Source organism: Streptomyces sp. 13-12-16, from assembly GCF_002114215.1.
Lineage (GTDB): Bacteria > Actinomycetota > Actinomycetes > Streptomycetales > Streptomycetaceae > Streptomyces.
Genome location: NZ_NCTE01001136.1, coordinates 532 through 801 on the forward strand (window position 1 = coordinate 532; position 270 = coordinate 801).

The 270-nt window shown below is 78.1% G+C and carries 1 protein-coding gene; it reads left to right on the plus strand.

The window, feature by feature from the left end:
• Nucleotides 1-270, plus strand: a 270-nt coding sequence (locus B7767_RS36465) for a WYL domain-containing protein (protein ID WP_143652834.1), incomplete at both ends; no start/stop codon positions are given.

Consider the following 270-nt stretch of genomic DNA (forward strand, 5'->3'; position numbering starts at 1 on the left):
CGCTGGTGCAGCCCGCGGCCGAGGACCCCGAGGTCGTGGTCGAGGTCGGGCCGGGCGGTCGCTGGGTCGCCGAGTACTACCCGCACGACAGCGCGGACGAGCTTCCCGACGGCGGGCTGCGTATCACCCTGCGCACGCCCGATCCGGCCTCGCTCAGACGGCTGGCCCTGCGGCTCGGCCGCGACGGCCGCATCGTCGAGCCGCGCGCGCTGGCCGACAGCGCCCGGCAGGCGGCCCGCGAGGCGCTGGCGGCGTACGACGGGGTCGAGG